The following is a 19266-nucleotide window of genomic DNA, read 5'->3' on the forward strand; positions in this document are numbered from 1 at the left end:
TTGTCCGACCCGGACGTCAAGCCTTCTTACGACCCGTCAGAACAGCTGGCACGCCTTCAACGGTTGTGCCGGCTTCGGGCCATCGCCCTGTACAGAGAGCAGGCTCTCTATCTCCAGGTGCTGCGGGATCTGCTGGAAGGAGCAACCCGTCAGGCCCTGTTCAATCTTCTCGGTGAGGTTGATCCCTCCCGTTTCAGTCGGCTTCCGGAGTCGACCCGTCAAAACTTCCACGCATCGGTCAAAGACTTGACCGATCGCTGCAGCGTCCTGCTCACGGTGGAGCAGTTGATGCAGTTGGTGCGGCAGATGCAGGAGGAGCAACGGCGCCAGCAGGCCCATGCCAGCAGAAGCATGCTGCAGAAGCTCAGTCGCCAGACCCAGGACAGTGCGCCTGTACCCGAGCCACCCACATCTGAGCTGCCGCGGGAGGAACCCAATGGATCCATTCAGCTGAGCTTGGCTTCACCGCTTGAATCCCCCCAGATGCCCTCTGCCCAGGATCCCGTCAAAGAACCGGTCCCTGAACCAGCAGACAACAATTCCTCGGGCGATTTGGATGTGCTCCGCTCACTGTTCGAGCTGGCCGGTGACGCGATGCAGCAGGCCCACCAGCCCCTTGAGCCCGGTGCTGCACATGACCCATCGCTGGAAGAAAACCAACACTTTCTCCCGAATGAACCGGATGCCCTGTTGCACTGGATCCACGCAATGGATCAGGCGCTTGAGCGACGCCTGCGCAACCTGTCCCATGCGGTGAATGTGCAGATGCTGCGGTCAGGACTGGCCCAGACCCTTCTACCCATCAGCCTGCTGGATGCTGTCTTGAAGGGACAGGTCGAAACGCAGCCAACGGCCACGAATGTGCTTCGCCTCCGCCTCCCTCTGGCTGTCGGCGAGCTCGATCAGGGCATGGATGTGCTCTGTGTGCTCTTACGCAGCAACGATCTGGAGTTCGACAGCCCACGTCTGCGTCAGTGCCGCAAACGATTGCGCGCTCACCACCATGCTCTGCTCACAATGGTGCGGCAGCAGCGTCATTGGCAGCGTCGCTCCCTGGATCGTGAGGCCCGGACCCATTGGCAGACCCCATCCGATTCAACGCAGCAGCTGAGCGGGGACTGACCAGCGAGCAGCTTTCGCTGCTTCTGGCCTGGATGCTTCCCATTCAGCGTTCGCTGGGGTTGGAGGCCGATCGTGGTTTTCAGAATCTGCAGGGTCGCCAGCAGCGCTTTCACGCATTTCTGCAACAGCAACTCGCAGCGCCGCCGGCCTTGCCTTTTCCCCAGGAAGTCAGTGAGCGCATGTCCAAGCTCAGCTCAGGTTTTGCTGATTATCCAAACCTCGCTGATCCCGCCCGCCGTCGCCTGGTCACCGATGCCCGGCAGTGGCTGCATGAACTGCGCCATCGCTTGGAACCCTCGGCTCCGATGGCACCACCACGTCTGAAGGTTCAGGCGTCTCCCCAGCAGCGGACCAGCTCACCACTGCAGCTCGACAGTCCCATCACCCAGATCCGTGGTGTGGGTCCGAAATTCGCGGCTCGGCTGGCCTCGATCGGCCTGCTTCTGGTGCGTGATCTGCTCCGTTATTACCCCCGCGACCATGTCGATTACTCCGCGATGCGCCGCATTGAGGCGCTGGTGTCGGGGGAAACGGCCACGATCGTCGCCACGATTCGCCGGTGCAACGGATTCGTCAGCCCGAGGAACACCAACCTCGCCATTATCGAGCTCCAGCTGCAGGATCCGACCGGGCGCCTGAAGGTGAGCCGTTTCCTGGCGGGCAAACGCTTCAGTTCTCCGGCCTACCTCAAAGGCCAGCAGCGCCTCTACCCCGTTGGTGCCACTGTGGCTGTAAGTGGTCTGGTGAAAGATGGGCCCTATGGCATCACCTTTCAGGATCCATTGATCGAGGTGCTGGACAGCCCCTCGTCTCCGGTCAAATCCCCCAGCATCGGTCGGCTTCTCCCGGTGTATCCCCTCACCGAAGGAGTCGGAGCGGACCGTTTCCGCAGCCTGATCGATCAGGTTTTGCCCCTGGCGGCATCGTGGCCTGATCCTCTCCCCGCCCTGCTGCAGCGGCAATTCCAGCTGCCGGCACTGTCGGACTCCCTGCAGGCCCTGCATGCTCCCAAGGACCGCGAAAGCCTCGATCAGGGACGCCGCCGGCTGGTGTTCGATGAGTTTCTGCTCATGCAGCTCGGTCTGTTGCGCCGACGCCAGGCGTTGCGCTCCCGGACGGGACCGGACCTGGATCTCCAGTCCAGCTCCAGCGGGCTTGTGGGGGAGTTCATGGATCTGCTGCCCTTCCGCTTCACCGCAGCTCAGCAACGGGTATTTCAAGAGATCGAAGTTGATCTGGCGCGCAGCGAACCCATGGCCCGGCTGGTACAGGGGGACGTCGGCTCGGGAAAGACGGTGGTCGCCATTGCAGCGTTGCTCAGCACTATTGCCTCGGGCTGGCAGGGGGCCCTGATGGCCCCCACGGAGGTGTTGGCTGAGCAGCATTACCGCAACCTCTGCCAGTGGCTGCCGCAGCTCCATGTGAGCGTCGCGTTGCTGACCGGATCCACGCCGCGGCCTCGCCGTCGGGAGCTGCTGGATGACCTAGCCAACGGTTCGCTGAAGGTGCTGGTGGGCACCCATGCCTTGCTCGAGGATCCGGTTGTTTTCAACCGCCTGGGGCTGGTGGTGGTGGATGAACAGCACCGTTTCGGTGTGCATCAACGGGATCGCCTGCTCAACAAGGGCTTGCAGCCCCATCTGCTCACCATGACGGCAACACCGATCCCACGGACCCTGGCGCTCTCGATGCATGGGGATCTGGATGTCAGCCAGATCGATGAATTGCCGCCAGGGCGAACACCGATTCGCACTCGCATGCTCACGGCTGCGAAGCGGGAGAAGGCCTATGAGTTGATCCGTGAGGAGGTGCAGCTGGGCCAGCGGGCCTATGTCGTTCTGCCTTTGGTGGACGAGTCGGAAAAGCTCGAGCTTCGCTCGGCCGTGGAAGTTCACGCTGAATTGGCCTCGGAGGTTTTTCCTGATCTGGCCGTTGGTTTGCTGCACGGGCGTCTCTCCAGTGCCGACAAGCAGGCTGTGCTGACCGATTTCTCTGCTGGCAAGACCCAGGTTCTGGTGTCAACCACGGTGGTGGAAGTGGGGGTTGATGTGCCTGAAGCCAGCGTGATGGTGATCGACCATGCCGAACGCTTTGGTCTGGCGCAGCTGCATCAGTTGCGGGGGCGGGTCGGCCGAGGTGCTGCTGCCTCCCATTGCCTGTTGATCAATGGCAGCTCCAACCCCCTGGCCCGCCAGCGTCTCGATGTGCTGGTGCGCTCCACCGATGGTTTCGAGATCGCCGAGATGGATCTGCGCCTGCGCGGACCTGGACAGGTGCTGGGGACCCGTCAGTCGGGCCTGCCTGATCTGGCTCTGGCCAGCCTCGCCGATGATGGTGCTGTTCTGGAGGATGCACGAACAGCCGCCCAGGAACTGTTGAAGACCGATCCTGAGCTCGAGCAGCACCCGTTGTTGCGCGAGACCCTGGATGCACAGCAGCGTCGTCTCAGCGGCGGCACCCCCTTGAACTGATCCCATCTGTTGCCGCCTCGATGCGTCCCTGGAGCCCGATTCCCATCGCAGAGTGCGGCGAGCCGATGCAAGAGCTGCCTCCAGCTTTGTTGCGGATGGAGCCTCATCCGTACATGGCGCTTGGGGCGCCCTATGGGGCATCGGGGACTCCCTTCCAACTGCGCCTGGGGGTGGTTCAGCGCCTGCTTGACGCCCAGCAGCAGCTGATTGAGCACGATCCCAGTCTGCGCCTGAGCATTTTTGATGCTTATCGGCCGATTGCCGTGCAGGCCTTCATGGTGGATCACAGCATTGCCGAACTCTGCCGTGAACGCGGTGTTGAAGTGCGCTCGGGGGACGCCTTTGATCAGGTGGTGGCCGATGTGGGGCGGTTCTGGGCAGCTCCCAGTCGGGACCCCATGACACCGCCACCCCACAGCACCGGTGCTGCTATCGACCTCACCCTCAGCAGCAGCGATGGAACGCCTTTGGCCATGGGGGGAGAGATTGATGCCATTGGTGCGGTGTCTGAACCGCAGCACTACGCCGGTCGGGACGACTCGAATGCTCGGCGCTGGCATCAACGCCGGCAGTTGCTGGCTGAAGTAATGGGAGCAGCAGGGTTTGCCCAGCATCCCAACGAGTGGTGGCACTACTCGTTCGGAGATCAGCTCTGGGCCTGGCGAAGGGGTGCCGCTTTGGCGATCTACGCCGAGGCCGTCAACAGCGCGCTCACTTCCTGATCACCCAGCTTCTCGATGTGGTCCCCGAAACTGCGACGTCCACCCGCGGCTTTCCAGCTGATCAGGAGCGGTTCAAGGGTTTTTTCCAGATCATCCAGGGGCAGTTTTTCCATGTAAGGGCGTGCCAGACGCTGGAGGTTGGGGGTGCCGCCGAGCCAGAGCTGGTACTGGTTGACTCCGTTGCCCACCAAGCCCAGCTCGGCCATGTAGGGGCGGGCGCAGCCGTTGGGGCAGCCGGTCATCCTCACCAGCAGGGACTTCTCAATCTCAAGCCGCCGCAGTTGGGCATCGAGGCGATCGAGAACATCCGGAAGGATGCGCTCTGATTCGGTGATGGCGAGCCCGCAGGTGGGTAGAGCTGGGCATGCGATGGCATGCCTGGCCAAAGGTGCTGGGGCTTCAGGCACCTCAAATCCGAGAGCTTCCAGCTGGGTGCGGATGCTGGCCCGCTGGGAGGTGCCGATGTTGCACAGCAGCAGGTCTTGATTGGCGGTGAGGCGAATCTCCAGCTGATACGTCTCCACGAGCTGCCTGAGGCCGGCCTTGAGATCTCCATTCAGTCGACCGCAGAGCAGGGGCAGCCCCACAAACCACATCCCTGCCTTCTGGCGATGCCATCCGAGGTAGTCCAAAAGTTTGGCCTTGGGCTCATTGCGCAGCCCCTTGAGGTCTCCCTTGAAGTAGGTCGCGCACATGGTGTCGCGGAACCATTGGATTCCCTTGTCGTGCAGCAAATACTTCATGCGGGCGTGCTTGCGCACCTCCCGATCACCGTGGTCCCGTTGCAGCGCCAGGATCGCCTGAACTACATCAAGAACGTCGGCGGCATCGACGTAACCCAAAGGATCCGCCGTGCGGGCGAAGGTCTCCTCCTTGTTGTGGGTGCGGCCCATGCCACCGCCCACGTAGACGTTGCAGCCCCGCAGATCGCCGGAGGGGTCGGTGAAGGCCACCAGGCCGATGTCCTGGGTGAGCAGGTCAACGGAGTTGTCCCCGGGAACGGTGACGGCCACCTTGAATTTCCTGGGTAAGTAAGTGTCTCCGTAGAGAGGTTCCTCTGTGCTGCCGGAAAACAGGCCGCCTTCGCTCTGGCGCTTTCTGGCCTTCTGAACGGCTCGGCTGGGCTTGAAGCGATAACTCAGGTCACCATCCACCCAGAGGTCGAGATACGCCCCTTCGGCCGCCTCGGGGCTGAGCAGATCGGCAATTTCATCGGCCAGGCGCCGTGCCACGGGATAGCCGCCTTTCTCAAAAGGAGCTGGTGGTGCCATCACATTGCGGTTGATGTCCCCGCAGGCCGCCAGGGTCGAGCCCATGTTGCGAACGATGGTGCCAATCACCTCTTTCAAGTCGGCCTTGGCGATGCCGTGCATCTGAAAGGCCTGCCGGGTGGTAGCCCGCAGGGTTCCGTCCCCAAGGCGGTTGGAGAGGTCATCGAGGGCGAGGAACAGCCGGGCAGGGATGCGTCCGCCCGGACTGCGCAGCCGCAGCATCATCTGCCAGCTGCGGATCTTGTCCGTTTTGCGCAGTTCTCGGTGGTGCTGTTGGTAGCTGCCGTGAAACTTCAGGAGTTGAACGGCATCTTCCGTGAAGCGCACATCGTCGTTGCTGAGCTCGCTCAACAACGGGTCGCGCAGATGGTCGCTGTCCAGCTTGCGCTGCTCCGATTTGGACAGCGATTGAGTTCCTGTTTCCGCCACTGCCAAGGAGCCTTCCCCCACCCCGAAAAGGATTTCTTGATTTGAACGTAGCGAAACGGCTTCCAATACAGTCGCTTTCGGCTTTGACCTTGGCGTGACGGCAACCTTTCTTCTGGAAATCGGCACCGAGGAGCTTCCTGCTGATTTCGTCCGGCAAGCGCTTGACCAACTGCAGCAGCGGGTTGGTCGTGACCTGCGTGAGGCAAGGCTGGGCCATGGAGTGGTGTCGGTGTTCGGCACCCCCCGGCGATTGGTGGTCTCCGTCGCTGAGCTGGAGGACCGCCAACCCGATCTTCAGGAAGAACGCAAGGGTCCTCCCGTGGCTCAGGCCTTCAAGGAAGGTGTCCCAGGGCCAGCGGCGATCGGTTTCGCCAAGCGCTGCGGTGTTGACCCCTCAGATCTTGAGCAGCGTGACACTCCGAAGGGGCCTTGCGTCTTCGCAACTGTTCTCACCCCGGGTCAAGCCAGTGTTGAACTGCTCCAGGGGCTGATTCCTCAATGGATTGATGCTCTTCAGGGACGGCGGTTCATGCGCTGGGGCACTGGAGCCCAGCGCTTCAGTCGCCCCATCCGCTGGCTGCTGGCGCTCAAGGGTTCTGAGCTGATCCCTGTGGTGCTCGATGGTGCTGACCCCGAGGTCCGCAGCGATCGTTTCAGCCGTGCCCACCGTCTCCATGGTGACGAGCCACTGTCCATTGCATCAGCGGAGCAGTTTGGAGAAACCCTGGCAGCCGCCGGTGTTGTTGTGGATCGTGCCGAGCGGGCCAAACGGATCCGCACCAGCCTTGATCAGTCGGCTCAGGCCGCCAACGGAACACCCGACTGCCCGGCGTCGCTGTTCGAAGAACTGGTGGACCTGGTTGAAGACCCAAGGATTCTCGAGGGGACCATCGCTGAGCGGTTCCTGCAGCTTCCCCCGGAGGTGATCAGCACGGTGATGCAGGCCCATCAGCGTTATGTGCCGCTGCAGGTGCCTGGTCTGGAGGCAGACCCCCTGCGACTCACTGCTGAGGCTGTGCTTCGTCCCCAGTTCCTTTTGGTGGGGAACGGATTAGCCCCTGCGTCGACCTTGATCGTTCGCGGGAATGAACGCGTGCTTGGAGCGCGCCTTGCAGACGCCGAATTTTTCCTCGATGTCGACCGGCGGCAGTCCAGCGCCTCCCGGCGTGAAGCCCTCGATCGTGTCACCTTCGCCGAGGGCCTGGGCAGTCTTCTGGACCGCTCCGAGCGAATCGAGCGGCTCACGGGCCTGCTGTTGAAGCAACTCGGCCTTGATCAGAGCATGGCGGATGCGGCCCAGCGTGCCGCTCATTTTTGCAAGAACGATCTGGTCAGCCAGATGGTGGGGGAGTTCCCTGAACTTCAGGGCCTGATGGGGGGCAAATACCTCCTGGAGGAGGGAGAAACCCGAGAAGTCGCCCTCGCGGTAGTGGAGCACTATCTGCCCCGGGGAGCCGGTGATGCTCTGCCCGCAACCCCCGCGGGGGCAGTTGTGGCCTTGGCGGAACGGCTCGAGCTGCTGCTCAGCATCTTTGCCAAGGGAGAGCGACCAACCGGATCCTCCGACCCCTATGCCCTGCGGCGGGCCGGTAACGGTGTGGTGCAGATTCTCTGGGGCATGGCCTGGCGCCTAGACCTCATGGCGTTCCTGAGCAAGGCCGTGGAGGAGTGGGTTGCTCTGTTCCCAGACTTTGCGGTGGACGCCAGCCAACTGCACAACGACCTCTGTCAGCTAATGCGGCAGCGGATCGTGTCTCAACTGGAAGACGACGGGTTTGCGCCTGATCTGGTGCAGGCTGTGGCTGGTGATGCCGTCTCCAGCCAGCGTCTGCTCAGTGATCCTCTGGATGTGAAACAGCGGATTCAACTGTTGCGTGACCTTCGGGACAGTGGTCAGCTGGATGCCGTTCAGGCGGTGGTGCAGCGGGCAGCGAAGCTTGCTGAAAAAGGTGATCTGGCACGGGATCAGCTTGTGGCCAGCGATGTAGTTGAGCCCGAACGGTTCGAGTCCGCCAGTGAGAAGGATCTGTTCGCAGCTCTCGAGCAGCTGCAGCCAATGGCTCAGCAGCGGTCGTATCAGGCCCTTGCCGATGCGCTTGTTGCGGCGACCCCGGCTCTCCAGGCTTTCTTTGATGGAGAGACCAGTGTGATGGTGATGGTCGACGATTCCGCGCTGCGGCTCAATCGCCTCAACCTGTTGGCGGTCCTGCGCAATCAGGCCTCGGTGTTGGCCGAATTTGAATCGATTCAAAAGGCAGAGGCCTAAACCCCAGAACACCATTGACATCAAGGGATCCTGGCTAAGCTAGGGCCTACAAGCTGGGCATACATTGGCGAACTATCTGACCCGAAGGAAGGGCAGAGACGGCTACTACTTCCAGCGCCGGGTACCGCCTGCACTGGTCGAGGCCATTGGCTGTGCCATGTGGAGACGCAAGGCCGGCACCACGCTTGCTGAGGCGAAGAGGAACGCCGCCATCTTCATCACTGAGACAGACCAGCTGATCCAAGCGGCCAAGGGAGCGAGCCAGACCCCAGAGCAGAAGCTTCTGTCTCTACTGCCCAACCGTGAGGAGATCCCAGACGAGATCGATGCTCATGACCTGGTCCATCGGGTAAGCAAGGAGCCCGTCTATTTAGACGACAAGGGGACAGTCAATCCTGAATACGAACGACTGCACCAACTAGCCACGGGCGTGCTGAAGGGCACAGCAAGACAGGTCCACTCAGCTGATGACCTACTTAAACGAGCAACCCTTCTGAAGGATCCAGCACCCGGCACTGTCTTCGAGTGGACCCGCTACATCACCAAGTTGATGGAGCACAGCGGCAGGCAATACATCGAGCAAGTCACCAGGGAAGACGCTCTCTCATGGCGTGCTGATGAGCTGCGTAGGTGCCAAGCATCGACGGTGAAGAACCGGCTACGGCTGCTCAATGGATTGTTTGGTGTTGCTGCTGAAGAGGGGTGGTTACAGTCGAACCCCTTCAGTGATCTGACCAAGCGCATCAAGTCGAAGGCCAAGGTCAAGGGAGTTGTGCTGCTGGACGAATCCGACAACAACTGGGAGAAGCTTCCGCAACTTCACCACCTGCTGTGGCATCTCCTCCGCTGGTCAGGTGCTCACGCTTCAGAGGTGGGTGGCTTGAGGTGGGAGGACATCGACCTGCATGGAGAGGAGGTGATCCACTTCACGAGCCATGAGACAAGGCCACTGAAGAACGCCTTCAGGGTGAGGACCATTCCCATCCACACCAGGCTCCTGCCGATCCTCAAGCAAGAGCACCTTGACGAACGATGCGAGGGGTTGATCTTCCCGTGGGCATACAACGAGGCCAGAGGGAGATGGTGTGAGGGTCTGCACTGGCAGCGCTACCTAGGCATCAGTCCCAAGGCCACAAGAGATTGGGCAGCTACTTGCCTCAGGTCGAAGGACATCAATGAGATGGTCATCGGCCGACTGTTTGGCCATAGCCCCAAGACAGTCACCGGAAGGTATGGGTCAGTTGATCTATCAACGATGCGTAAGGCCTTGGAACAGCTGACTTAAACGAAGTATTGACTGCACCAACGACAGCCTGTGTGTGCCGCCCAATAGATCCATTCGCTGTGATACAGGACCCGATCGCGTATCTCTTTTGTCACGACGCGAGCACCTGATGAGTTGAGAGCAACGGTGGTGGCTACGACGTGGCTGTCTTCTTGTTTTGGCTTGCCATGCAGATGTATCTCGCAGATTGCGTTTTTCCTGAGATTGAAGGCCAACTGGCTGCCTACAAGAGCTTCTGTGAGCTGTGGGATTCAGGCGAAATGGCAAAGCTGGATAACTTTGATGGCTTTGAAATGTTGTTCCGCGTGCATGCTCCTGGCGCAGGCCGAGTGACGATCCTCTTCAAAGCTGAAAGTGATGCTCAAATCTTTGAGCACTTCGCACCATGGCGTGCTCAGTTCGGCATTGAAATGGACTTCACTCCTGTTATCGGCTGTCAGGACGTGGTCGATTACCACAAGAAGCTCTTCGCCAAAATGTCCTGATCTTTTGAAAGGATAATGAACTTAGGGTCGGCGTCAGGCTGGCCCTTTTTCTATGTCGTACTTCCGAGTCAGGACAAGCTTTCTGCCCGTTCCGCTGCAGTAGCTGCAGACGTGCATGTAGCCGTCATATCTGCTCTTCTTGTAACCACTACCTCCGCAGTGCTTGCACTTGTGACTTGTGATCTTGGTATTGAACAAAGGCAGTGCAATTTGTAGTGCTGTTGCTTCTGATGTCATGTCTTATTTCCAACGACAACTCACCACTAGCTCTGGTCAATCAGCAATTTCAATAGACATAGACTTAGTAATAACTATCAGTCTCAAAAGTGCAGCTTATTGATGACGATTCCCCGAAGGTGCCGAACCCTGCTGATGACTCATTGAGCAGTCCGCAGTCACGGCGCTATTGGCGCGAGCAGGGTCCTTCCGAGCCAAACCCGCGTGGGTCGTTCGTGCGCGCGTTATTCATCTAGCTACGGCAATTTCTCGACCAATCACCTAGTTCGATAATGACAGTTTTAAACCTGAGTAAAGCCAGTGCCCACCTGGGCTTTAAGTCATGCGTCACATTGCGGCGACTGCACCAACGACAGCCTGTGTGTGCCGACAGATAGATCTATTGGAAATACAGGAGTTACGGGGCATAGGGATCCACATGCGAGCAATAGGCCCAGTGCTTACAGCTCTTCAAGGGAGGAGACCCAGGAGCCAATAGCCCCTGCCTGAGGTGACACGAGCCGAGGACTTGGCACTGCCCAAGGGTCACGTATCCGAAGTGAGCACAGGTCGCACAGCTCCGGTGGCCCTTGAAGGATTCCAGGTCCCTGTCATCGACAAAGCCCCAGTCCTCCATCAACCTCCTTAGAAGTACGTCTGTACTACTACAGATTGGTCGGGCTTGGCAATGGTGTTCAACGCCTTTGGCTGAGCAGGTCAACTATGCGGAGCATCACTTCCATGGCATCAGCTCTCCGGCGGTCCGTCTCCTCGCGGTCCATCTCGTACATGGCGATGAATCCATCAATCCTTTTCCGCTGTTCAAGCAGCTCAGTCTTGATGTCGATCTGACCGCCATCGAGGGCATTCAGCTTTCGGTCAGCGATCTGGAAGTGGCGCTGTTCGTTCCTGTTCTGGGTTGCAGCGTTCTTGGCCAGACCTTCAATCCTGCGGCTGTCGACTTCGCGCTGATGCTGTTGCGCCTTCTCAGGGGTGCGTGTTGACCAGAAGTCTTTTTCTTCCTGTGTCTTCAGGCTCCGGTCGATTGCCTCTGGGCGTTGGGGTAATGCGGGGTAGGAGTTCGCGGAAACGTCGGGGCGGCCGTGTTCGGCTTCCCATTCGCGAATAATCCGCTGCTCTAAGGGTTCATCCCACGGATCGCTTGTGTCAATGATGGGCTCACCAATTTCTCGGTGAAAGCGGACCAGCTCCTGAATGGCTGGGTGATTGGGGTTTTTGAAGGTCGGCATGGGCCTCGTATTTGAATTTGTTTTGTTGGGTGTTTCCGGCGTTACCGGCGTGCGTTCGAGGTTTGATTGCGGCCGTCTCCAGCCCCTGGTCAGCTCAATACCCTGTGATGCGTGGAACATCAGGCTAGTGGCACGGTGAGACTCAGGCAAGGCGATTGACACCACCCATGGTGTCTCGGGGGTCAGTCCAGGGCATTCCTGAGCGCAGCCTTGGCGTCCTCCCTACTTGAGGGGATCTTCCAGGGAATAGCGGCGTGGACCTTGGCAACTGCTGTCTGCTTGTAGAGCTGGCCGTAGGTCTTCTGGAGCTGTGCCCGTAGGGTTCCGAGCAAGAAAAAAGGCCCCCGAAGGAGCCTGGTGAATCAGAACGGTGCTTCCTCCTCTGGAGGCTCAGCATCAAGTTCGAGCAACCGATCAAGCTGCTCAGCCTCTGGTTGGGGCGGAGGGGGCAAGACGTTGGACTGCTTCAGCGTGAGCATCGGCAGTTTTTCCAATTCCTGGCTTCCTGCTTCGTTGCCTAGGCGAACCAAGATGTTGATCAGATAACTCAGCACTGGCCCAGGCTGGTTGTCGAATGGCAGGACCTCCGCACGCATCCGTCGGCCATGGCCGATCAGAAGGCAGCTCACCTCTTGGCCGATCAAGAAAGTGTTGACCAATCCAAGAGGGAATGTCTGAAGGAATCCATGAACGGGGATTTGACATTCGCCGTCATCGATTTCTCCACGCATCAGCACTCCAGGTCCTCTGCCGAACCGCTTGAACTGCCCGATCACCTGGGTGATCTTCACCATCACGATCATGATTCGGCGAAAATCTCGGGGGGCAGAAGGACGTATCCAGCCGCGACCAGGCCAGAGACTTTTGCCTCTCGCCCCACGGCCGCAATGATCTGATTCATCGCGGGGATACAGGGATGCATGGTGCTGCTGTCGATCTCGACGTGATCAACTTCACCGTCTCGAACCTCAGTGCTCTCCAATTCATCCGTGGTCTGAGCAGGGTTTTCGAAGACCAGAGGTTTGCTGTCCTTCGGTGCCAGTGACGGGTCTTGAAGACGTTGAATCACCAGCTCTTTCAGCTCCTCTGGTTGGCGGTCCCAACCTTTGCCACGCAGAAAGTTGCTGTCGGGTTCGACGGCAACGTGGCAGTCAAGAGCAAGTTCTAGATAGTGCGGGTCAGGCCAGAACTTGAGATTGAACAAGGCCTGATGTTCCTGCCCTGTGTTGATGTCCTGGACCGTTGTCCACATCAACTCATGGTCTCTGCCAAATTTGTCGGGGAATCGTCCCCTGCATTTCGTCAGCCTGGCCTTGGTCAAGAGACCAAGAGACGGAGTTCCCTGCTTGGTTTGGCCGTGATTAGGGAAGGTTCGCTTGCCTGAGCCGCGGAGGCTTTCGAGGATCCCCATCTCAGTTACCTCCTTGGCCATAGCCATGAGTGAGGTCAACGCAGTGGGGACTGCGGAGCTGATGCTGTTGCAAGCGCTGGAGTTGGGCCAACTCGCTGGTGACGTCATAATGGGTACGAGTCACGAGAGGAAGAACACTTTCGTGCTCTCTTGTGGTTTCGGGCATGGTTAAAAAGGGTCGTTTATTGACTAACCGTTGTTCTCACTATTGGGCTCAGAGTGATTGACACCCGTGAACCAGCCGAAAGCATGGGGCTCGCTTTCAAATAGCAGCTTTTGTAGCTGGTAATGATAACGATGGTATTTGGGCGCTGTTTGGCGCATCTCATGCAGTTGAGCAGAATCAAAATCAGACAAGTTGCCTGTCTGACGAAGGAATTCATCGTTCCTTTTTGATGCTGCTACGTATTGAGCCGTGTTTTCGCGTGTCGGCGCAGGAATTTCCCGACCGTACGCAAACTCTTGGCGAACATGTTGCATTGCGCCACCACGCTGGGATTCAGTCAGGTCAAGACCCTTTGGGAGCCTTGTCTGGGAACCTTTCCGATCCTTGATCGGTTCCACCAGGTAGGCGAGAAGATCCAGGTAATTTCCAGCACGACGCAACGGTTCCATCCTTTCGAGGAGAACTTCAGTTACGACAGGCCAGAACGGGCAACCGAATGATCGGCGGCAGGAACCAGGGAGTCAATGATTTTCTACAGAACTTTCTGCAGTTCGTCAACGGCCAGGGAGAAAATCTCGTTCATGGCCTCGTCTCACCCAGCCTCAGGAGCCCAGCTCACTTGCTTTTCATACGTCATCAATAAAAAAGGACGGGCCCCTCAGCCCACCCCATACAGACGAATTGAAAGCAGCTCTGCTTCCGAGACAACAATACCAATTACTAGGCATTACTACTTAGCAATAATCATTTTCACTTGGGTCATAGTTCCGCTGACGCGTGCAGCTCTGCAAACGCGTTGGGAGATGGAAGTGCATGCAGCGGGTTTCCCTCGACCCGCTTCTCCCTGAACTAACCAACTTCAGGAGCCCAGCCCACTTCCTTCTGCCAGGTGGGTGCTCAGAGCTTGCACCGCTTCTTTAGGTGCTGCCCTTGCTCCAGCTGCTTCTGCCTGAGGTTGCAGCCAACCATCGTGTGGCAATGCTCATCACCAGTGCAGTAGAGGCAGAAACCGATATCTGATCCGTTTACTGCCAGTCGCCCTTCACAATTTTCAACTGAATGGGAATCTTCGAGTGCACTTCAATCGGGGAATCCAGCAGATGCTTTTCTTGAAATTCGTTGAGTGCGCCGTCTATCAAATCAAAGGCCCTTTTCAATCTCACCTGCTCCATGTCATCCGCCGTGGACACGCTGGCGTCCTCCAGAACCCGAACGACTGACTCCCAGTTCTCCCTCGAAAGCTCAAGCGTCAATTTGATATCTGCGGTCATGTGAGTTGGAGTAACGATTGGCGATGAAGTGCAGCAGCAGAGCGCAGTGGCGTGGCCTACGACATCTGGTGCGCCATGAAACCTTGGCAACGCGACAAGATCACTGCCACACGCAAGGTAGACAAGGACATCCAGCCATTGGTGGAGCGATACACCTGAGCAATGCAGCTTTGAACTGATCGCTCAGCACATTTGTGTTGATCAACCCGCTTCGGGAAGCGGATTTTTCGCGGGTTCCCCCGCCCGCGACTCCCGCTTATGCGTTCAGGGAGAGGGAGGCAGCCGTAAGCCTCCCCTCCGCTAAGGCAAGAAAGACCCCTGGTGGTGTCAGTCCCAGGGGCTGAGCACTCCTCGCCGATTTCAAGTTGATGCACTTGTGTGACCAGGGTGTGATCGGCAGGCGTCGGATTCATGACCAGGTCCAACTCGCTGGCCAACCCGCCTCAGTAGCAAGTGATGCGTCAGGCCATTGAGTACCAGGGCCACGATTGAACTGCTCGCAGTTGTCGCACTTCTGAGAGCGGCGAGGTCACCTCTCGAGGGTAGGGGCTTCGCCTGTCCAAAAAATGAGCCCCCCGCAGCTCTATAAGAGGAGGCTCGTGTTAATTAACAAGCTGACATTGGCGACTGAATGAAGTTTTGGGTCGTTGAGTCAGTAGGTCCTTACAGATGTTCTGCTTACTCAGCATGACTAACCCGCTTCAGGTGCCCAGCCAACTGCCTTCTGCCAGGTGGGTGCCCAGAGCTTGCAGCGCTTCTTTAAGTGCTCACCCTGCTGCAGTTGGCGTTGCCTGAGGTTGCAGCCCACCATCGTGTGGCAGTGCTGGTCGACTCCGTAGGTGAAGTGCTGGCAGGTCATGCAGACCACGCCTCCCTTCCAGTTCTGCAGGTCTCTGTCATCTACGAAGCCCCACTCTTCCAAGTGCCAGCACCTCTAATCAGTACAGCTGTACTAGCAGGGGTGAGGAAGGCTTTGCAACGAAGTTCAGGAACCCAGCAGCTCCATCAGCAGCTTGAGCTTCTGAAGCTTCTCCTTCTGGACGCCACCAAGGTTGTCGATGTCGTCAGCTGCCATCTTCAGCAGCCTGTCTGTCGGGTTCTTCTTCAGGGCTTCTTGAACAGCTGCACTGTCTTTGGAGGTGACTACGTCTCCATCGGATGAAGGTGCCAGCACTGGTGGTTCGATTCCCTCGTCCTTGAGCCGCTTCTTCTGAGTCTTGATGGCGTCTTCAACAGCCACCCGGAACCACTGGCTGATGGTGCGCCGGTCATAGCGAGCCATCTGCTGGGCCTCCTCATAGAGGGCCATGGGGATGTTCACTGCCACCCGCTTGGTTCTGACTGGGTTGACCGGCACGACAGGTGAATCAACCAAGCACACCCAGCTTCCTGCTGGTGCTTTGGAGTACCCGCGATGACTGCTGAGAAGTTCTCCCTCGACCCAAACATGACGACCTCCGCTGAATGGCATGAAGCCAGGGCGGAGGAGCGGAAGGAGATGGGTGTCTATTTCGGGGACCGAGTCTCCGTGAAGAGTGGATCTAAACCCCAGGGCAAGTCCAAGGAGGTAGAGGGTCCAACCCTGAAGCCCTATCCCCAGACACTCAACGTTGCCCGGACCGGACACGAACCCGTCAACAACAAGCCGACTCGCCACAAGGCTCCCACCCTCAACCAGCTCAACAAGAGACGCAGATCCCATCCCTCTTAATTCTTATGTCTACCCCTGCTCAAATCTTCTACCCAGTTCCCAACCGGACTGGGCTCTACAACCGAGAGCGTGACCTTGAGACAGCGTACGCCGTCGATAAAGGCACCGCTGATCGGATCGAAGCTCAGATCGAGCTAAGACGTGGCAACTCAGAACGAGTGAAGAACCTCGTGATCGCAAAGATCTCCAGCGGTGGTCTCTATGTCAATGAGATCCAGGTCGGCTGATCGGTTTCCTTGACCCGTAAACACCGCTTTTCATTTCCCACAACAACAACATGAAGATCATCCGTCTCAAACGGAGTGGCAGACCTACGGGTCAGATAAAGCTATCCAAGATGTTGAACACCGGCACACCCCAAGTTGATGTTCTGGGCGGCGTCGCGATGCTGCTCGATCATTACAAGGTTTGTGCCCACATATCTCAATACGAAGCACATGGACTTACCTAGTCTCCAAGCGGCTTACCTCGAAGTTTGTTTAAGCCTTGATAGTGCCGGCAAGTCCTCTCTATCTAAACAACAGGAAGCTGCTTTGTCGTTGGCCAAGTATCTCATCAAGACCAAGAACAACGATGCCAAAACCAAATAACAACAAGGTCACAGAGTCTCAGGCCGCTGAAGTACACGCATTGACCGTGCAGATCCTTGAGCTCCAGGCCAAACAGATGCTGTTGACCGGAGAGATCGATAACGCTGGTGTTCGCAACATGCTCACGTACCTGAAGCAACAGGACGTGACTGTTGATCCTGAAGAAGATCCCGGCACTATCAGCCTTGTGAAGGCTCTCAAAGAGATCGACCTCAACTACCTCTGACGTTCAGCACCCCCTCTCCTCCGCCTTTGGCGTCCTCGAGGGGGAAGCCCTCAGACACCTCTGTAACCCTCTGTAGCAAGAGTGCAACCCTTGCGCGCTAGATCATCTATCGGAGCCGAGACCGGCCTTGTAGGGCGATCTGAAGGGGCTCAGAGTGAAAATGACCCAAATTTCCAAGACCTGTACCTATACGCGTGGCGGCGAACTTCCCCCATAGCTACCCCCTGCTCGCAGCAATCAGGCCGGCAGGGGTCATGGGAAAGGCTGGGGTAGGTCCAGATCGATCGATGGGGGAGGGGCTAGGGCCCAGACCACTTGCTACGGCTGGCCGTGTGACGAAACAGATGAATCGATCAATGGTCAGTGCAGGCCTGGCTATCCCTCGAGATCCATTGGTACGACTGGGTTAGCGATAGGTCGGCCGCTGTTGCGAATGGCCGGGCTCGCGTATTCCTCATCTACTCCTACTCATCTGTTGAAGGCGGTTTTGACTGGGCATACATCGTGGGCTTACACGATCAGCGAGACCCGTCGCAAACACTAGAGTCTTAGCCATGCCGACGATTTGAATCGATTCAATCGAAATGAAGGCAGCCTCTGCGGCTAAGCAGGGGCCAGTCCATGCAGCCTCAATGTCTGATCAAGAGACGAACACCACCCAGCAGCCTGTGCTGATCCGCCAGGGAGGCAATGGTCTGGGAACCGTGATTGCGGCCTTGATCATCGCTGCCGCTGCTGTTTACGCCATCAACGTCTGGTCGACGACCAAAAAAGAAACCTTCCCTGCCAAGAACATTGAGCTGGGGATTGAGCGAATCAAGGATGCCGCTGGCAAAGCGATCGAGTCGCGCAACTAACCAGCACTTCAACGCCGGTATTGAAGTGATGTTGTGGGCCGGCCTCCGTCAGGAAACGCCGGCCTTTTCCTTCCACTCGGAACCCTTGGATTCGCCAGCCTGAGCCTTGATCTGCTGGGCAGCTTCCTCCGCTAGGAAATCGCCATCGGAACGGCCAACGGCCGAAGGAACAGGGTTGTAATCGGAGGGAGCAAGGGCCTCGCCCCGGATCAGGCTGCCCAGGGTGCGGAGGGTCAGCTTGATCTGCTGCCAGGGGTTCATCATCACCACCCGCTTATACAGGTAGCTGTCGAAGGTCAGCTTCTGCACGTCCTTGTCGTCGCACATTTCGACAAAGGCTTCCCGGGCAGCGTCGTTGCGGTAGAAGATTCGCTGCAGGATATCGAGCACCACATAAGTGGCGCCGTATTTGCGGTCCCAGCGCTTGAGGTAGGTCGACTTGATCTGCTTCTCAGTGGGGATGGAAGCACCGTTGTTGGAAATTTCCACAATCGCTTCGGCACACATCCGGCCGCTCTTGGCTGCGAAGTAGATGCCTTCACCGGAGCTCTTGGTGACGTAGCCGGCGGCATCGCCCACTAGCGCCATGCGGCCCACGACGCGACGGGGACGGGGGTGCTCAGGAATCGGGTGGGCTTCCACCTTGATCACTTCACCCTGGAACAGACGCTTGTTGGCCCGCTCCCGGATGCCCCTTTGCAGACCTTTGATTAGGCTCTGGTTCTGCTGCATGGTTCCCGTTCCAACGGCCACGTGATCGTATTTGGGGAACACCCAGGCGTAGAAGTCAGGTGAGACGTCTGTTCCGACGTACATCTCAGCCAGATTTTCGTAGTAGGTCATCTCCTCAGCAGGAAGCTTGATCCGCTCCTGGAAGGCGATGGCCACGTTGTAATCCCCGGCGTCCATGGCTTTCGCCACCCGGGAGTTGGCGCCATCGGCACCAATGATCAGATCCACAGCCAGGGTCTTCTGTTCACCGGTTGGGCCACCGCCGCTGTAGTCGGCGTAATGGATGGTGTAGGGGCCCTGACGGTCTGCACCGGTGTCGATCTTCTGCACCAGTCCATTGATCAGGGTTGTGCCCAGATCGGCAGCACGGTTGCGCAGGAAGGCATCGAACACCTCACGACGGCACATGCCGATGTAGGCGTTTTCGTCGTAGCCGAGGGGATCGAGTTTGATGTCCACCTCCCTGTTGGAAGGGGAAATCATCTTCATGTTGCGGACCTTTCGGTCGATGATTTCGTCGGGCAGGTCAAACTCCTCGACCATGCAGAGCGGAATAGCCCCACCACAGGGTTTGGCGTTGTCGAGTTTGCGCTCGAATAGCCAAGTCTCAATTCCCGCCTTGGCCAGAATTTCGGCAGCACAGGAGCCACTGGGGCCACCACCGATCACCGCAACTTGCAACATCTCAGCCCGTCTCCGCTGGATTGTTTTTTGAAGCTATCACTGTCACAACAACCATTGTGGGTCGACCTGTCTGTTGCCTTTACGATCGAAACAACACGCAT

General features: G+C 58.1%; 20 protein-coding genes. 9 read left to right on the top strand and 11 right to left on the bottom strand.

What is annotated here, in order from left to right; translation table 11 throughout:
- Genes SYNCC9605_RS06115 through SYNCC9605_RS06125 form a run of 3 tightly spaced genes read left to right on the top strand, consistent with a single transcriptional unit; the run spans window position 1 to window position 4315 of the window.
- Window positions 1-1122, top strand: a complete 1122-nt coding sequence (locus SYNCC9605_RS06115) for a hypothetical protein (protein ID WP_011364198.1) — start codon at window positions 1-3, stop codon at window positions 1120-1122.
- Window positions 1123-1154: 32 nt separating this feature from the next.
- Window positions 1155-3593, top strand: a complete 2439-nt coding sequence (gene recG / locus SYNCC9605_RS06120; RefSeq protein ID WP_011364199.1) for an ATP-dependent DNA helicase RecG — start codon at window positions 1155-1157, stop codon at window positions 3591-3593.
- Window positions 3594-3613: 20 nt separating this feature from the next.
- On the top strand, window positions 3614-4315 hold the full coding sequence (locus tag SYNCC9605_RS06125) for a M15 family metallopeptidase (RefSeq protein WP_011364200.1): 702 nt from the start codon (window positions 3614-3616) through the stop codon (window positions 4313-4315).
- On the opposite strand, the gene SYNCC9605_RS06130 is transcribed toward SYNCC9605_RS06125, so the two are convergent.
- Window positions 4279-6021: an NADPH-dependent assimilatory sulfite reductase hemoprotein subunit gene (locus SYNCC9605_RS06130; protein WP_011364201.1), complete on the bottom strand. Its 1743-nt coding sequence runs from the start codon at window positions 6019-6021 to the stop codon at window positions 4279-4281. The genes SYNCC9605_RS06125 and SYNCC9605_RS06130 overlap by 37 nt on opposite strands.
- Before the next feature lie 88 nt (window positions 6022-6109).
- On the opposite strand from SYNCC9605_RS06130, the gene glyS reads away from it, so the two are divergent.
- From glyS to SYNCC9605_RS06145, 3 genes are all read left to right on the top strand, one after another.
- Window positions 6110-8281, top strand: coding sequence for a glycine--tRNA ligase subunit beta (gene glyS / locus SYNCC9605_RS06135; protein ID WP_011364202.1), 2172 nt, complete (start codon window positions 6110-6112; stop codon window positions 8279-8281).
- Between the two features lie 64 nt (window positions 8282-8345).
- Complete coding sequence (locus SYNCC9605_RS06140) at window positions 8346-9566, top strand: integrase (protein WP_011364203.1); 1221 nt, start codon at window positions 8346-8348, stop codon at window positions 9564-9566.
- Between the two features lie 167 nt (window positions 9567-9733).
- A complete protein-coding gene (locus SYNCC9605_RS06145) occupies window positions 9734-10051 on the top strand; it encodes a DUF3303 domain-containing protein (RefSeq protein ID WP_011364204.1) in 318 nt (105 codons plus the stop codon).
- A gap of 911 nt (window positions 10052-10962) precedes the next feature.
- Here the strand turns inward: SYNCC9605_RS06145 and SYNCC9605_RS06155 are convergent.
- From SYNCC9605_RS06155 to SYNCC9605_RS06185, 9 genes are all read right to left on the bottom strand, one after another.
- Window positions 10963-11682 carry a hypothetical protein gene (locus SYNCC9605_RS06155; RefSeq protein ID WP_198002487.1) on the bottom strand — a complete coding sequence of 240 codons (720 nt, stop codon included), beginning with the start codon at window positions 11680-11682 and terminating at the stop codon, window positions 10963-10965.
- 17 nt (window positions 11683-11699) lie between these two features.
- Window positions 11700-11849, bottom strand: coding sequence for a hypothetical protein (locus tag SYNCC9605_RS15425; RefSeq protein WP_156783025.1), 150 nt, complete (start codon window positions 11847-11849; stop codon window positions 11700-11702).
- 30 nt (window positions 11850-11879) lie between these two features.
- Window positions 11880-12311 carry a hypothetical protein gene (locus SYNCC9605_RS06160; RefSeq protein ID WP_156783026.1) on the bottom strand — a complete coding sequence of 144 codons (432 nt, stop codon included), beginning with the start codon at window positions 12309-12311 and terminating at the stop codon, window positions 11880-11882.
- A 5-nt stretch (window positions 12312-12316) separates the two neighbouring features.
- Window positions 12317-12769, bottom strand: a complete 453-nt coding sequence (locus SYNCC9605_RS06165) for a hypothetical protein (RefSeq protein ID WP_156783027.1) — start codon at window positions 12767-12769, stop codon at window positions 12317-12319.
- Window positions 12770-12929: 160 nt separating this feature from the next.
- The gene (locus tag SYNCC9605_RS15430; RefSeq protein WP_257929965.1) at window positions 12930-13052 is read right to left on the bottom strand and encodes a hypothetical protein; all 123 of its coding nucleotides are present in this window, start codon (window positions 13050-13052) and stop codon (window positions 12930-12932) included.
- Window positions 13053-13117: 65 nt separating this feature from the next.
- On the bottom strand, window positions 13118-13543 hold the full coding sequence (locus SYNCC9605_RS06170; RefSeq protein WP_011364208.1) for a hypothetical protein: 426 nt from the start codon (window positions 13541-13543) through the stop codon (window positions 13118-13120).
- A gap of 576 nt (window positions 13544-14119) precedes the next feature.
- A complete protein-coding gene (locus SYNCC9605_RS06175; RefSeq protein ID WP_011364209.1) occupies window positions 14120-14365 on the bottom strand; it encodes a hypothetical protein in 246 nt (81 codons plus the stop codon).
- A 691-nt stretch (window positions 14366-15056) separates the two neighbouring features.
- Window positions 15057-15224 carry a hypothetical protein gene (locus SYNCC9605_RS06180; RefSeq protein ID WP_308297708.1) on the bottom strand — a complete coding sequence of 56 codons (168 nt, stop codon included), beginning with the start codon at window positions 15222-15224 and terminating at the stop codon, window positions 15057-15059.
- A gap of 126 nt (window positions 15225-15350) precedes the next feature.
- On the bottom strand, window positions 15351-15692 hold the full coding sequence (locus tag SYNCC9605_RS06185; RefSeq protein WP_198002488.1) for a hypothetical protein: 342 nt from the start codon (window positions 15690-15692) through the stop codon (window positions 15351-15353).
- Window positions 15693-15779: 87 nt separating this feature from the next.
- Here SYNCC9605_RS06185 and SYNCC9605_RS06190 point away from each other — a divergent pair, with 87 nt between their 5' ends.
- The 3 genes from SYNCC9605_RS06190 to SYNCC9605_RS06210 all read left to right on the top strand — a co-directional run bounded on the left by SYNCC9605_RS06190 (window position 15780) and on the right by SYNCC9605_RS06210 (window position 17749).
- Window positions 15780-16076, top strand: a complete 297-nt coding sequence (locus SYNCC9605_RS06190; protein WP_041434696.1) for a hypothetical protein — start codon at window positions 15780-15782, stop codon at window positions 16074-16076.
- Window positions 16077-16706: 630 nt separating this feature from the next.
- The gene (locus tag SYNCC9605_RS06205) at window positions 16707-16892 is read left to right on the top strand and encodes a hypothetical protein (RefSeq protein WP_041434703.1); all 186 of its coding nucleotides are present in this window, start codon (window positions 16707-16709) and stop codon (window positions 16890-16892) included.
- Window positions 16893-17524: 632 nt separating this feature from the next.
- Window positions 17525-17749 (top strand): hypothetical protein, encoded by a 225-nt coding sequence (locus SYNCC9605_RS06210; RefSeq protein ID WP_041434706.1) that lies wholly within the window; start codon window positions 17525-17527, stop codon window positions 17747-17749.
- A 48-nt stretch (window positions 17750-17797) separates the two neighbouring features.
- Here the strand turns inward: SYNCC9605_RS06210 and chlP are convergent, their stop codons facing one another.
- Window positions 17798-19165 carry a geranylgeranyl reductase gene (gene chlP / locus SYNCC9605_RS06215; protein ID WP_011364214.1) on the bottom strand — a complete coding sequence of 456 codons (1368 nt, stop codon included), beginning with the start codon at window positions 19163-19165 and terminating at the stop codon, window positions 17798-17800.
- Window positions 19166-19266 lie beyond the last annotated feature (101 nt).

Origin of the sequence: Synechococcus sp. CC9605 (genome assembly GCF_000012625.1) — a bacterium.
In the GTDB taxonomy this organism is placed as follows: domain Bacteria; phylum Cyanobacteriota; class Cyanobacteriia; order PCC-6307; family Cyanobiaceae; genus Parasynechococcus.